Genomic DNA, 14,469 nt, shown 5'->3' with positions numbered 1-14,469 from the left:
AATCACTACCATCTTATCGTTCTTATTGCGTGATTCTACCCTTGTTTTGTTAATTATCACTGCGGGTTTTGGCGATCCTATTCACATATTTACTGATTTCCTTTTGACCTGTAGCGATTTGTTGATGATTATTAAACCTGCAAACGTTCCCAAAAAACTGTAATCATTAAAACTATCCTATAAATCATTCACAACAACCGGGGTGAGTTATGAACTATCCAGTCATAGCAAAACAACTTATTGAGCTCTTGGGTGGCAAAGCCAACATTCAAGCACTCGCACACTGTGCCACTCGACTACGTTTGGCGATCAGTGATGAATCGCTGATTGATGAAAAAGCCATTGAAGATCTCGATGGTGTTAAAGGTCAATTTAAAGTCGCAGGCCAGTACCAAATCATTTTTGGCTCTGGGATTGTTAACCAAGTTTACGCTGAAATGGCGAAATTGACTGGCCTCGCTGAGATGTCCACCAATGATGTCGCCTCTGCGGGTGCGCAGAAGCAAAATATTGTCCAGCGTGCGGTGAAAGGCTTATCGGACATTTTCGTGCCGATCATTCCAGCCATTGTCGCGGGCGGTTTATTAATGGGTCTTTATAACCTATTAACGGCACAAGGATTATTTCTTGATGGGCAATCACTGATTGACGCCAATCCGGGTCTTGCTGATTTAGCGAGTATGATCAATACCTTCGCCAATGCCCCTTTTGTTTATTTACCGGTTTTACTGGCTTTTTCTGCCTCTCGTAAATTTGGTGGTAATCCCTTCCTTGGCGCAGCTTTGGGTATGCTCATGGTTCACCCTGATCTACTCAATGGCTGGGGATTTGGTAGCGCTTCATTAACTGGTGATATTCCTACTTGGAATATTTTAGGCTTAGAGATCCAGAAAGTCGGCTATCAAGGCTCGGTGTTACCCGTCTTAGTCGCGACCTTTATTCTGGCTAAAGTCGAAAATGGGTTAAGAAAAATCATCCCTTCTGTGCTTGATAACCTATTAACGCCGATGCTGGCTATTTTCATCACTGGGTTTCTGACCTTTACGGTAGTTGGTCCTTTAACTCGTGATGTCGGCTTCCTATTAGGCGATGGCTTAAACTGGATGTATGAATCAGCGGGCTTTATCGGTGGCGCACTATTTGGCTTCGTCTATGCACCATTTGTCATAACAGGCATGCACCATAGCTTTATTGCGATTGAAACTCAGCTTCTTGCTGATATCGCTATCACTGGCGGTACGTTTATCTTCCCTATTGCTGCCATGTCCAATGTGGCGCAAGGCGCTGCTGCTTTAGCCGTGGGACTTACCAGCAAAGAAACCAAAATGAAAGGGATTGCTGTGCCTTCTGGTGTAACCGCGTTACTGGGCATTACTGAACCTGCAATGTTTGGGGTTAACTTAAAACTGCGTTATCCGTTTATCGCAGCGATTTGCGGAGCCACGATCGCCAGTGCCTTTATTACTTTATTTACCGTAAAAGCACACGCTTTAGGTGCGGCAGGTTTACCGGGTATTATCTCCATCAGTCCTGATAAAATTGGCTACTATGTGGTCGGCATGGTTATCGCCTTTGTTGCGTCATTTGCCCTCACCTTGTTGCTCGGTATGCGTGAAAAAGCCAAACTCTCCCCAAACAACTTGGAGTTGCAGGTAGGCGACAAGTGAGTTCATCCCCATGAGCATAGGCAAACTACGTGATTGGGGTGAACGAACGTAGTCAACACCGCTGTAGCTTCAAGTAGGAAGGGGATAGGTGCTCGTGCTAACGCGTAAGGTATCCCCCTTAACGGCAAAAATTATTAAGTCGCTTTGAACATCGATTACGCGACAAACCATCAACCGTTAATCTTACGCTTTGCCCACTCTTTGAGTGGGCATTTTTATTTATCCCACAGGGACTGATTGGATTGATTGTTATCTTAATGATTGTTATAAAATCAATCAGTCTATCCAAGTGGCTTAAAATTGTCGCTAAAAGGGGACCTATCCAATAACCCTGTCGCGTTAAGTCGGCAGGATATGCACCACTATAGTCGGGGAGCCTTAAGGCTGAGATCGCATTGCGAGACCCGTTGAACCTGATTCAGTTAGCACTGACGTAGGGAACTATGGCAACCAATGACACAGCTTTCGCATACCACTAGCATCAATGTGTATACGATGATTTAGCTTCGACCATATTGGTCGTCATTGGCCAGTTCCTATACGTCATCTATAGGAGCCTGTCATGACCAACAGCTTGTCTGCTATTTCACCCATCCCCATCGTATTAACCATTGCTGGCTCAGATAGCGGCGGCGGCGCCGGGATCCAAGCCGATATCAAGGCCATTTCCGCCACTGGTAGCTATGCTTGTAGCGCCATTACCGCCATCACCTCACAAAATACCCTTGGAGTAACGGCAATTTTACCGATTGCCATTGAGCACATTGCCAGTCAACTGGATGCGATTTTTAGTGACTTTACCGTGGCCGCGGTAAAAATTGGTATGCTAGCTGATAGCCAGATTATCCATATCGTGGCTGAAAAACTCCGTCACTATCAACCAAAGATTATCGTGTTAGATCCAGTGATGGTCGCCACCAGCGGTGATGCGTTACTTGCCGATCAAGCTGTCAACGACTTAAAGCAGCAGTTATTACCATTAGCCACGGTTATTACCCCCAACTTACCCGAAGCTGCGGTATTAACCGGCTGTCCGATACCAAAACACGACCAGCAACTTGATGAGATCATCACCGCATTACAAGCTTTGCCAAGCCAAGCGGTGCTGCTTAAAGGTGGCCATTTTACAGCATCAGTAAATAGTCACGATTGGCTGATCTGCGGCTCGCGGGTAACGTGTTTTTCAGGGCGAAGAATCCACACCAGCAATACTCATGGTACAGGTTGTACCCTTTCTGCAGCGCTCGCTTCTTACCTCGCGCAAGGCTTAAGCCTTGAGCAAGCCGTAACGCGAGCAAAGCATTATATCTCGCAAGCCATCTTACATGCTGACCAGTTACAGGTAGGTAAAGGCCATGGGCCTGTGCATCATTTCTATGCGCTTCACGGCAAAGTTCACACCGAACAGAAAAAATTGAAACCGGTTACAGAAACCGGTTTCAATTGAGTAAAAAACGATCTAGACTAGTCACAGATTAAGCCTATTTCTGGTAAATGATTAAGGGGTAACCTATGACACAGTACAGTTTTCCGAAAGATTTTCTCTGGGGCGGCGCAGTAGCGGCTCACCAAGTAGAAGGTGGCTGGAACAAAGACGGTAAAGGCGTGAGTGTGGTTGATGTGCTGACTAAAGGGGCGCATGAAGTACCGCGAGTGATCACCGATAGCGTAGAATCCGATCAGTTTTATCCTAACCATGAAGCGATTGATTTCTATGGGCATTATAAAGAAGATATCGCGCTATTTGCCGAGATGGGCTTTAAATGCTTTCGCACATCGATTGCTTGGACGCGGATTTTTCCGAACGGCGATGAAGCAACACCTAACGAAGCTGGGCTGCAATTTTATGATGATCTGTTTGATGAACTATTGAAATACGGCATTGAACCGGTCATCACCCTTTCGCATTTCGAAATGCCGAATCACTTAGTGAAACACTATGGCAGTTGGGCGAATCGCCAAGTGATCGACTTTTTCGTTAAATTTAGCCAGACCGTGATGGAGCGCTATCAGCACAAAGTCAAATACTGGATCACTTTTAATGAAATCAACAATCAGCGTAACTGGAAACTGCCGATTTGGGGATATTGTAACTCAGGGATGATCTACACCGATTACCCAAACCCTGAACAGATGATGTACCAAGTGCTGCACCATCAATTTGTTGCCAGTGCGCGAGTGGTCAAATTAGGTCATCAAATAAACCCTGATTTTAAAATCGGTAGCATGATCCACATCATGCCCCTCTACCCTGCCACTTGTCGTCCAGAAGACGTATTACTCGCACAAGAACTCATGCGCGAGAAATATCTATTTAGTGACGTTCAAGTCCGTGGCTACTACCCAAGTTATTTGATTAAAGAATGGCAACGTAAAAATATCCAAATCGAAATGGCCGCTGGGGATGAGCAAATTTTACGTGAAGGCTGCGCTGATTACCTCGCGATCAGCTACTACATGACCAATATTGTCTCAACCCAGAAAGAGCAAGGACAAACCACGTCCTTGTTTGAAAATAGCCGTCTCAATCCATATCTACCCGCGTCGGATTGGGGCTGGCAAATCGATCCCGACGGTTTACGTGTTGCCTTATCTGAACTGTATGAGCGTTACCAAAAGCCAATTTTTATTGTCGAAAATGGTCTTGGCGCGATTGATGAAGTGCAAGCGGATGGTTCAATTAATGATGATTATCGAATTAACTATCTCAGCGAGCACATCAAAGCGGTGGCGACCGCCATTAACTACGATGGTGTTGAGGTGATGGGTTACACCCCTTGGGGCTGTATTGATTGCGTGTCTTTTACCACCGGTGAATACAAAAAACGTTATGGTTTCATCTATGTCGATAAGCACGATGATGGCACTGGGACCATGGCGCGATCGAAGAAGAAAAGCTTTTACTGGTACCAACAAGTGATTGCCAGTAACGGACAAATTATTTAATTGCATCTATACCACTTGCCGTTGCCGCTAGGCGGCAAGTAGGAAGGGTATAGAGCTGAGATGAATAACACGCTACACTCACCAGCCCTTTGCACGCTCAAGTGACAAAGGGCTGGATCAGTGAGGAGTAATTGCCGTCATGGCCACCATTAATGATGTATGTAAAGCCGCCGGAGTGTCTAAAGCGACGGTGTCACGAGTGCTGAACGGCAATGGCCAAGTTAAAGAGTCGACCCGTCAAGCGGTTCTCGCCACCATGCAGCAACTCGGTTATCAACCCAATACCTTAGCGCAAGCGCTGGCCACCAATACCTCTCATGCGATTGGTTTAAGTTTGCCGCATTTTCAAAGCAGCTATTTTGGTAGTGTGCTGCATCATGCCGAACAAGGAGCTCAGCAAGCGGGCAAAAAATTGCTGGTGGTCAATGGTAAAAATAGCGCCCAAGGTGAGCGAGAAGCGCTGCAAATATTGGCGAATCAACGCTGTGACACGATTATGATCTATAGCCGTCATTTAAGCGAAACCGAGCTGAGCCAGTGGCAACACGAATACGTCATTCCATTGGTCGTGTTGAATCGACGCTTTTCCACCTCAACAATAGCAAGCTTTGGCTTAGATCAAACTCAATTAGCTACCCTTGCTATGCAGCACTTATTAACCCTTGGCCATCGAGCGATTGCTTGTCTTACTTCACCGCTCAACAGTGAAACTGGTCAGCTCCGCTTAGCCGCTTATCAGCAGCAACTCGCGCAATCTAATATTGAACCTAACCCTGATTTGATCGTCGCAGGCGATAATAGCCTTAACTCTGGCTACCATGCTACCCAGCAGCTACTCACTCGTGGCGTCAACTTTAGTGCGATTTTTGCCTGTAATGATGATATGGCGATTGGCGCCATTCGCGCTTTACATGAGCACGGCCAGCGCGTACCACAGGATATTGCCGTGATTGGTATTGATAACGAACCCGCTGCCGCGTATGCCATTCCAAGTTTATCAACCGTGGCGCTGCCGATCGTCGAGTTAACTCAGGCTGCAACACAATGCGCGGTGATGCTTGCTAATAAGCAGCCAGTGACCTCATTACATCATACCTATCTTGGCCAGTTGATCGTGCGTGAGTCGTCACTGTCCGCTTAATTTTCAGCGTGAAACGATCACATTGCGCCGATTAAATGATATAACCAAGACTGCCTTTTGCACTATTGTTGATAAATCGCAAAGCAACACCTTGCTGCACAGTCAATGATGGTCTTTTCACACTTGATCCGCTCTCCTAGCGGTTAAGTTTTCTCTAAAGTAAGGAATATATATGTCTGATATCGCAACCAGTATTGATGCCATTCAACCTATGGTGGAATCTTCTTCTGGCTCTATCTGGGGTTATGTGGTCGGTGGGCTAGTTCTTGTCGTGGCCGCTGGTTATTTTGGTTTTAAAAAGATCAATCAGCCTGCCTTTGTGATTAAACAAATTCGCAAACGCAACCGCAAAGAAATGCAAAAACAAGGGATAGAAAGCACCGAAGCGTTAGCCGATTTGGATCATTTGTTGGATGCCGTTCAGCAACACGCTATCGATAATGGCATGAGTGGTACGGCGATGGTTCAGCTGCTGGCACCCCTCAATGATAAAGCCAAAATCAACTCTGCTGCCGGTTTTTATCAAGCCATGGCTTATATTGCCAAAAGCATTAATCAGCCGCAGCTAGTGAAAAGCCTACAAAATAAATCTAAACAAGTGAAATCCAGCTCGCCACTGATGGCCGGACTACTGAAACGCGCTGGGGTTTAATTCTCGATTTCTGTGGCTTGCTATAATCACCAGCAGGCCATAGCAACAACCATTCAGTTCATTCGTATAGCTTAACCTCGCTCACACTTTTTCACTCTTCCTTCGATCTACGCCCTAAATTGCTGAGTAAGGGATGAGTTGCATTATCAAACCATTGTCTACCCTTAAGCCGTTTTCTATTTATAGTAGTTAGGTTTTAGACGATGCATCCAGAATATTCCTCTTCAAAAATAAACGTTTATCAAGTCTTTACCCGTCTGTTTGGTAATACGCAAACCGCCAATATCCCTTGGGGCACAAAAGCGCAAAACGGAGTGGGTAAGTTCAGTGATTTTACGCTTAAAGCCTTGCAAGAAATTGCTCAATTGGGAGCAACGCATATTTGGTATACGGGTGTTCATCATCATGCTGTAGTGGCCGACTACCGCCCGTTTGGCATCAGTGATGATCACCCAAGCGTAGTGAAAGGACGCGCGGGTTCGCCTTACGCGGTGAAAGATTATTACTCGGTTAATCCCGATTTGGCCGATAACCCCGCGCAACGTAACCAAGAGTTTTTGGCTTTAATTAACCGCTCACATCAGGCTGGCTTAAAAGTCATTATTGATATTGTCCCGAACCATGTGGCGCGACACTATCAAGGATTAAACAATCCTCCCGGCGTCGAAGACTTCGGACAAAGTGATAATACTCAACTTGAGTATGCCAGAGACAATAATTTTTATTACCTACCCAATCAGGCGTTTCAAATGCCCGATCTGCCCGATCACTTAACACCATTAGGGGGTGAAAATCATCCGCTCCTAGCTGAACCTTATCAAGAGTTTCCAGCCAAATGGACCGGTAATGGCTCGCGGCAGGCCAAACCGGATATGGACGATTGGTATGAAACTGTAAAGATTAATTACGGCGTTACTCCTAGTGGAGAGAAAGACTTCGCCGAACTCCCCGAATCTTATCGCTGGCTTTCTCATCAAGCGCATTTTACTTTTTGGCAGCAGCAGTCAGTGCCGAACTCGTGGCTTAAGTTTCGTGATATTGCCCTCTACTGGCTAGAGCAAGGCGTGGATGGCTTTCGTTATGACATGGCGGAGATGGTACCGATTGAGTTTTGGAGTTTTATGAACTCAGCGATCAAGCACGTTAACCCTAATGCATTTTTAATGGCTGAAGTCTATCAGCCCGACCTTTACCGTGATTATATTCAGTTAGGCAAAATGGATTATTTGTACGATAAAGTCGATTTGTACGATGGGTTAAAAGCCATCATGCAGGGCAAAGCTTCAACCGCCATCATTGGCAGCATTGAGTATCAAATGCGTGATATTGAACATCATATGTTGCATTTTTTAGAAAATCACGATGAACAACGCATTGCCTCGGCTGACTTTGCCGGTGATGCTGAACAAGGGCGACCAGCGATGCTGATCTCTACCTGTTTATCCAGTGCGCCGACCTTGATTTATTTTGGTCAAGAGGTGGGAGAGCCAGGGGCGGAACGGGCTGGATTTGGTCAGCCGTCACGCACCTCTATTTTTGACTATATTGGCGTACCTGAGCATCAAAAATGGCTTAATCATGGTCGATTTGATGGTGGGCAGTTAAGTGATAAGCAGCGTCAGCTACGTCAATTTTACTGCCAGCTACTCAACTTAGCTAAAAACAGTCCAGCGCTGATGGGCGATTATCACGATTTATACGCCGAGAATTGGCCACATTTTGCAGAGCAACAAGATACGCTGTTTGCCTTTACTCGCTCTTGTCCTGAGCAAAAATTAATTATAGCGGCTAACTTTAGCGCCACGGAAAGTAAAACCGTACCACTGCATTTACCCCAAGATCTGATTAAACATTGGCAATTGAGCGAGGGAGAATATGCCTTAATCGATCATCTCAACCAACAATCACTCACTCTGGTGGTAACGGAGCAGCGTAGTTATGTCGAGATAAATTTTAAGCCGCTTTCCACGCATTTTATTGAAATTGGTTCTAAACACTTAGTCTTGTAAGCCAGTTGCTGATCTTCTCCCTGCTGAGATAAACAGCAGGGAAATTGTACGATGATGAAGGAGTATAATATGCGCGCCCCGTTTCTTTTTCACGGCCAAACTGAATCATGGGTTACTCGCCACCAAGATTTATTAACCTTAACCTTAACCTTAGCCATTGAACGCTCATTCCCATGCCGTCAAGTTCTCGTGCGTCATGAACCCGATAATGAAGAACATTTAGTCGAGATGGTCAATATAACCACTCATGAACGGCTCACTTATTGGCAAGCAACTATCCCGCTAAATCAAGATCGCGCAGTGACTCACTATGTCTTTAAGTTACTCTCTGAGCATGGTCAGTGGTGGCTAGATGCGAAATCTGTCTCCGCGCGAATCCCAAGCCGTGAGTACCACTTCAAGTACAATGCACAACATCAGCCACCATCTTGGGTTAGTCGACAGGTTTTTTATCAGATTTTTCCGGATCGCTTTGCTAATGGCAAACCGGAAATCAGCGTGAAAAGCGGAGAATACAGTGTCAGTGGCGGCAGAAAACCGGTGATTGCCAAAGCATGGGGAGAGCCCGTTGATAATCATCAAGGCAATGGCGGCTGTGAATTTTATGGCGGCGACCTATATGGGGTAGAAGAAAAGCTTGATTACTTACAAGATCTTGGCGTTACTGCGCTGTACCTAAACCCGATCTTTCATGCCCCTAGTAATCATAAATACGATTGCATGGATTACTACCATGTCGACCCACATTTAGGCACTAATCACCACTTTGCGCAGCTGTGCGATAATCTTCATCAGCGAGGGATGAAAATTGTGCTCGACGCGGTTTTTAACCATACATCTACCGAGCATCCGTGGTTTAATTTACAGGGTTGGCATCAAGAAGTAGGTGCTTATCAATCGGTCCAATCTGCTTATCGCGATTACTATTTTTTCCAAGGCGACACTCAAGAATATATCGGCTGGAAAGGTGTCGCTAGCTTACCGGTGTTAAACTTTCAGCATCCTGAAGTCAGAGCGGCTATTTATCAATCTGATCAAGCGGTAATTAAACATTGGCTTAAGCCCCCGTATCAAATTGATGGCTGGCGCTTTGATGTTATCCATATGCTCGGTGAAGGTGAAGGTGAAGGTGCCAAAAATAACGCTCATTACGTGCAAGCCTTTCGTGATGCGGCAAAACAGATCAACCCGGATTGCTATGTATTGGGTGAACATTTTTTTGAAGCGACTCAATGGCTGCAAGGCGATCAAGAAGATGGCGCGATGAATTATTATGGTTTTGCGCATCCTTTACGGGCTTTGCTCACCCATTTAGATATTGCTTTTCACCCTATCGATATCCGAGTACCGCAGTTTCTCGATTGGCTAGCAGAAGCCAGAGCCAAAATCCCGTGGGCGAATCAATTAGCCCAGCTCAATCAATTAGATAGCCATGATACCGCACGATTTATCGAGCTGATCGATGGCGATCAACCGTTATTTCATATCGCCAGCACTCTACTTTTCACCTATGTGGGTACGCCTTGTATTTATTATGGGACGGAGGTTGGATTAAGAGGCAGTCATGACCCCGACAACCGTCGTTGTATGCCTTGGCAGCAAGTGACAACATCACCTTATTTTTCTTTCTTTCAACAACTGATTGCGCTACGAAAACAATATGTCGCTTTGCAGATAGGGGATTTTCAACTGCTGTATCAAGATGAGAGCAGTTTTGTCTTTGCACGCTGCTATGCGGAGCAAAGAGTTCTGATTGCGATTAATCTTGGTCATGCCCGTGACGTATGTTTGCCCCTCTGGCAATTGGGGTTAACCCGTGGGGAGTTTAGCAATGCGCTAAGCGCACAACATTATGAGTATCAACATGGAGAAATGCTCATCACGCTTGAGGCCAAAAGCGCTATGATTTTAAGCTAGCCACTACCAAGCAAGCCGGTTGTTAATTCCGGCTTGTTTGGGTTCAGTTACTCCGCTTTACTGAGCACAATCTGCCGCTCAGTCACCGTTTCTGCTTCACTGTGGCTGGGTAAAATGCCTAACGTATGTAAAAAGCCTTTTAACATAATGGCATAGATAAACATCATCGGCAGACCGGCAACCACACACAGTGATTTAATGGTCTCTATGCCGCCGCCCGCTAAAAATACACTGAGACTGATCAAACCAATAGCCGCCGCCCAGAGTAGCTTGACTCGATTGTCAGGATCGCCATTCAGTTCAAGTTGATTGGTGGTTAACATCGCCGTGGCGACACTGGCGCTCGACATGGTGGTCAACATTAAGAAAAACTGGATGATTAAAAACAAACCGAGAATCCAACCACCGCCGGGTAAGGTTTTGATCAGAGAAACTACGGCGTAGGTTAATCCTCCTTCCGCCATCCACGCTTGAACGGGTAAGCCGCCTAGCATTTGCGCCCATACCGCATAACCACCGAAGATAGAGATGAAAAATGCGCAGCCTAAAGCGCCCATCGAAAGGGTATAAAGGATCACCTCTTGAATAGTACGACCACGTGAAATACGGGTGATAAAGAGCCCCATCATGATCAAATAAGCGTAATACCAAAACCAGTAGTATTGCGTCCAACCTTCAGCAAAGCCACTTTGCTGAACCGGATCGGTCCACAAAGACATTCTAAAAAAGCTATCTAGCATCACGCCTAATGAATCGGTAAAATTATTGACGATAAAAACGGGCTGAGTGACCAGCAGAACAAACAGCGCAAACACAATCGCCAAGGTCACTGTCCAGTTTGAAATTTGATTAATGCCTTGATTAAAGCCCACCAGCATCACCGCGACTAATGAGCTAACAAACAACGCAATAATCGTCCCTTGTAAACCAAGGCTGTTATTGATCGCCAATAAATCGGCAACCCCTGTACTCACCAGCGTCACCGTTAACGCCAATGAGCTAGCAAAAGCGGCCAGCGTGCCAAAAATCGACAACAGATCGATACTTTTACTGACCAGCGGGTGATTGCCGACTACGGATGAACATAGACTCGACACTTTTAGAGTACGCCTTTTCTGCACATAAAAAGCATAGGCAAAAGGAATCGCGGGGAAACAGTAAATGGCCCAGCCAGTGATCCCCCAATGGAAAATCGAATAGGTCACAGCCCAAGCGGCGGCTGGGTAACTATTCGCTTCAGCAAATAGAGGCGGCGATTGCAGGTAATACATCGGCTCACCAATCGCCCAGTAAATTAAGGATGCGCCAACACCAGCGGTGAAAATCATCCCACCATAAGAAAAATTGCTGTATTCGGTTTTTTCATCACCGAGGCGGATTTGGCCATGTTTTGAAAAGGCGAGCCAAAGTAAAAAACCGACTAACGCCAAACTGGCTAGTTGCACCAACCAACCGAACCAGTGACTCACCCACGCCATCGCTTGTCCAGCCATCGCTTGTGAGCTGGCAGGATAAAGCGCTGAAACGGTCAGTAACACCAGTACCAAAATAATCGCCGGGAAAGCCAAGCCATAGTTAAGATTTTTCAAGCGCCTGCCTCCAATCCTGTAAAGCACGAATATGGGTTGGGGTAATACCGCAGCAGCCACCAATTACGGTTGCGCCTAATCCATACCACTGCTGGGCAAACTCAAGGTAATCTTGCGCGCTGAACTCACGCATCGCCTGAACGGTTTGATTAGCGGCATGTTGCGCTTTAATTGGCGCAAAGCTATTGGCATATACCCCAATCTCGATCTCTTTTTCACGCCCATTCAAAGCACTTTTCGCTTGCGAAATAGCATCCGCCATCACTTCAGGTACTGAACAGTTGAATAAAATCCCAGCCCCTCCTGTTGCAGCAACTTGCTGAGCCGCATCCCCTACCGACTCTCCAGAACGCAGCAGCGCCACATCGCTGTCATCTTGCAAAGTAAACGCGTAATAACAAGGCTTACTTGATTGCTCTAAGACCTGTTGAATCATACTCAACTCTTCTAGGCTGGCAATGGTCTCGGCAATCCAAATATCAACATAAGGCTCTTGAGCCGCATACAGGGTTTGGGTGATCGCTTGTGCTGGCTGCACTTGAAACAGATCGGGGCGATAACTACCCATTGCCGGCGGAATTGAGCCTGCCACTTGCACAGTATGTGGCGCTTGCTGTGCAACCTCAGCGGCAATTTGCGCTGCTAAACGGGCTAATCTTGCACCATCGCTGCGATACAGTGCTTCGCCTAAATGAAAGGGCACGCAAGCATAACTATTGACAGTAATAATATCGGCACCACTATCAATAAAACTCTGGTGGGCTATACGAACATACTCTGGGGATTCAATCAGCGCTTGGGCGCTCCATAGCGGCTGGGAAAACGGCGCGCCAATGCGTTTTAATTCGCGGCCCATGCCGCCATCAAGAAGGGTAAATGTGCTCATGATCTTGTATCCATACTGCTTTATTGGTTAAAGCATTGAAGCATACTGTGAGCAAGATCATAGTGAATAAGCTTCAAATACAACATGAAAAATTTTCAGGTTAGAGATTTGATTTAAATGGACATTTTAGAGCTAAAAGTCTAATGCTTGATCTTCGTTCAATATTTGCTTGGCCAATATGATTGACGGAATCAATCATTATGTTAAATTCACCGCGAAACCTCCGTTTTATTTGCTGCCATAAAGAGCTTCTTATGATAAAAAAAATAATCCTAATTGCCGGACTGGCCCTTGCCCTACTGGGTTGTAAATCCGAAGATGATAGTGCTTCACGCGCTGATGCTATCAGTAATGAAAAACGCGATATCGCCTACTATTTAAGTCAACATTATAATTTATATTCAAACTCACTACAGAGCACACTGAATAATGACAATTTAAGTGTTTCAATTGCCGATTTAGTGAGTGACGGTCAAAGTCCAACACTAAGAGCTCGTGTTAAACAAGCGGATGAAACGATTCGTACGTTACAAGGTATAGAGGCGTTCACCGATGAGTTATTAGAGCTTCGTTTAGCTGACGGTACTATGCTCAAAGATCTACAACAAGGGCAACTGCCATTATTCGCCTTTGAACCCAAAGGTAATGAGCAAACATGGCAGTTTATTGAAGCATTTGATATCTATGGTAATATCCACCAACTGGATGTCTATCAGTTACCAAGTTTTCCTGTATTTGTTGTAGACAATAACAGCGCAAAATCGCTACAGGCAGGCTTACAAGCTATGCGTCAGGAATTGCAAAAATTGGGGCAACAGCCTATCAATCAATCTGACGATCTCCTGTCCACATCTCAAGCACGTAACCTCAATGTGTCGAATAAATCCGAAAGCCAACCACTTTCAACCACGGTATTGAAGAAAATTCGTCTTGAAGATGACAAAGAGCCTTGGATTTTAGGTAAAGCTGAGATTTATGCTCTCGTTACAGGCGTTGATCCTAATCGTGATAAACCGACGATTGATGTGGTTGATATGCCTTATTTAGATTATGACAAGATCGATTACTATCCTAACCAAGTGATGATCCATTGGTCGCGCTATCGTTGGGGAGCGGTTGATATTGTATTAATGGAGCAAGACAGTGGTACCGACTACAAAGAGCTAGCCAAACTGTTAGTTGAAGCGGCAGAAAAAGTCCTACAGTCAATTCCTGATCTTGAAGCTCAAGGATATTCAGTGATTGCCAATATCACTGGTAAAATTATCGATGCTATCCCGAGCGGCCTGCTGACTAACGATGATGACTTTGTTGATGTTTTCTATACCATTCAACAAGACAAGCCTTACATCGACCATCCAGGAACAACCAATAACGCACTGGTCACGTTAGAGCCTTTAACCATTTACCCCACTCGTTAATCTCAGTATTTCGTTTCCCTAAAACCGAAAGCAAAGCTTTCGGTTTTTTGCTGCCATTTCATAGATATTTATGCGATTTATAATAGATAAATAATCATTACAAATCGCCATGCCGTAAATCAATAAGACCAAAAAACGTACAGTTTTATTTACTTAATAATCTATCAATATCATAAAATTAACTAACCATTAACAATATGGTAAATAAAAACAAACACATTCATCCACCTAATAATAGCTT

10 protein-coding genes and 1 riboswitch are annotated in these 14,469 nt (G+C 45.3%); of the genes, 8 read left to right on the top strand and 2 right to left on the bottom strand.

Features of this window, described 5'->3' with window-relative positions:
- Window positions 1-209: 209 nt before the first annotated feature.
- From CAG60_RS07180 to malZ, 7 genes are all read left to right on the top strand, one after another.
- Window positions 210-1,667, top strand: coding sequence for a sucrose-specific PTS transporter subunit IIBC (locus tag CAG60_RS07180; RefSeq protein WP_161438606.1), 1,458 nt, complete (start codon window positions 210-212; stop codon window positions 1,665-1,667).
- A gap of 359 nt (window positions 1,668-2,026) precedes the next feature.
- Window positions 2,027-2,124: riboswitch (TPP riboswitch) on the top strand.
- Between the two features lie 105 nt (window positions 2,125-2,229).
- Window positions 2,230-3,114, top strand: coding sequence for a bifunctional hydroxymethylpyrimidine kinase/phosphomethylpyrimidine kinase (gene thiD / locus CAG60_RS07175; protein ID WP_161438605.1), 885 nt, complete (start codon window positions 2,230-2,232; stop codon window positions 3,112-3,114).
- Window positions 3,115-3,179: 65 nt separating this feature from the next.
- The gene (locus CAG60_RS07170) at window positions 3,180-4,613 is read left to right on the top strand and encodes a 6-phospho-beta-glucosidase (protein WP_161438604.1); all 1,434 of its coding nucleotides are present in this window, start codon (window positions 3,180-3,182) and stop codon (window positions 4,611-4,613) included.
- A 139-nt stretch (window positions 4,614-4,752) separates the two neighbouring features.
- Window positions 4,753-5,754: a LacI family DNA-binding transcriptional regulator gene (locus CAG60_RS07165; protein ID WP_161438603.1), complete on the top strand. Its 1,002-nt coding sequence runs from the start codon at window positions 4,753-4,755 to the stop codon at window positions 5,752-5,754.
- Between the two features lie 172 nt (window positions 5,755-5,926).
- Window positions 5,927-6,406 carry a hypothetical protein gene (locus tag CAG60_RS07160; RefSeq protein WP_004395503.1) on the top strand — a complete coding sequence of 160 codons (480 nt, stop codon included), beginning with the start codon at window positions 5,927-5,929 and terminating at the stop codon, window positions 6,404-6,406.
- Between the two features lie 203 nt (window positions 6,407-6,609).
- Window positions 6,610-8,415 carry an alpha-amylase family protein gene (locus CAG60_RS07155; protein WP_161438602.1) on the top strand — a complete coding sequence of 602 codons (1,806 nt, stop codon included), beginning with the start codon at window positions 6,610-6,612 and terminating at the stop codon, window positions 8,413-8,415.
- 69 nt (window positions 8,416-8,484) lie between these two features.
- Entirely contained in the window at window positions 8,485-10,332 is a 1,848-nt protein-coding gene (gene malZ, locus CAG60_RS07150; protein ID WP_161438601.1) for a maltodextrin glucosidase, read from the top strand.
- Window positions 10,333-10,379: 47 nt separating this feature from the next.
- On the opposite strand, the gene CAG60_RS07145 is transcribed toward malZ, so the two are convergent.
- Together CAG60_RS07145 and CAG60_RS07140 are read right to left on the bottom strand one after the other, a co-directional pair.
- A complete protein-coding gene (locus CAG60_RS07145; protein ID WP_161438600.1) occupies window positions 10,380-11,921 on the bottom strand; it encodes a BCCT family transporter in 1,542 nt (513 codons plus the stop codon).
- Window positions 11,908-12,807 carry a homocysteine S-methyltransferase family protein gene (locus CAG60_RS07140; RefSeq protein WP_161426266.1) on the bottom strand — a complete coding sequence of 300 codons (900 nt, stop codon included), beginning with the start codon at window positions 12,805-12,807 and terminating at the stop codon, window positions 11,908-11,910. The genes CAG60_RS07145 and CAG60_RS07140 overlap by 14 nt, the downstream gene beginning before the upstream one ends.
- A 254-nt stretch (window positions 12,808-13,061) precedes the next feature.
- Between CAG60_RS07140 and CAG60_RS07135 the strand changes: the two genes are divergently transcribed.
- Complete coding sequence (locus CAG60_RS07135) at window positions 13,062-14,228, top strand: DUF3103 domain-containing protein (RefSeq protein ID WP_161426267.1); 1,167 nt, start codon at window positions 13,062-13,064, stop codon at window positions 14,226-14,228.
- Window positions 14,229-14,469 lie beyond the last annotated feature (241 nt).

It is taken from the genome of Vibrio sp. V33_P6A3T137 (assembly GCF_009904835.1).
In the GTDB taxonomy this organism is placed as follows: domain Bacteria; phylum Pseudomonadota; class Gammaproteobacteria; order Enterobacterales; family Vibrionaceae; genus Vibrio; species Vibrio metschnikovii.
Note: the sequence above shows the minus strand (reverse complement) of the source record. Positions and strands in the feature narration are given on the sequence as shown.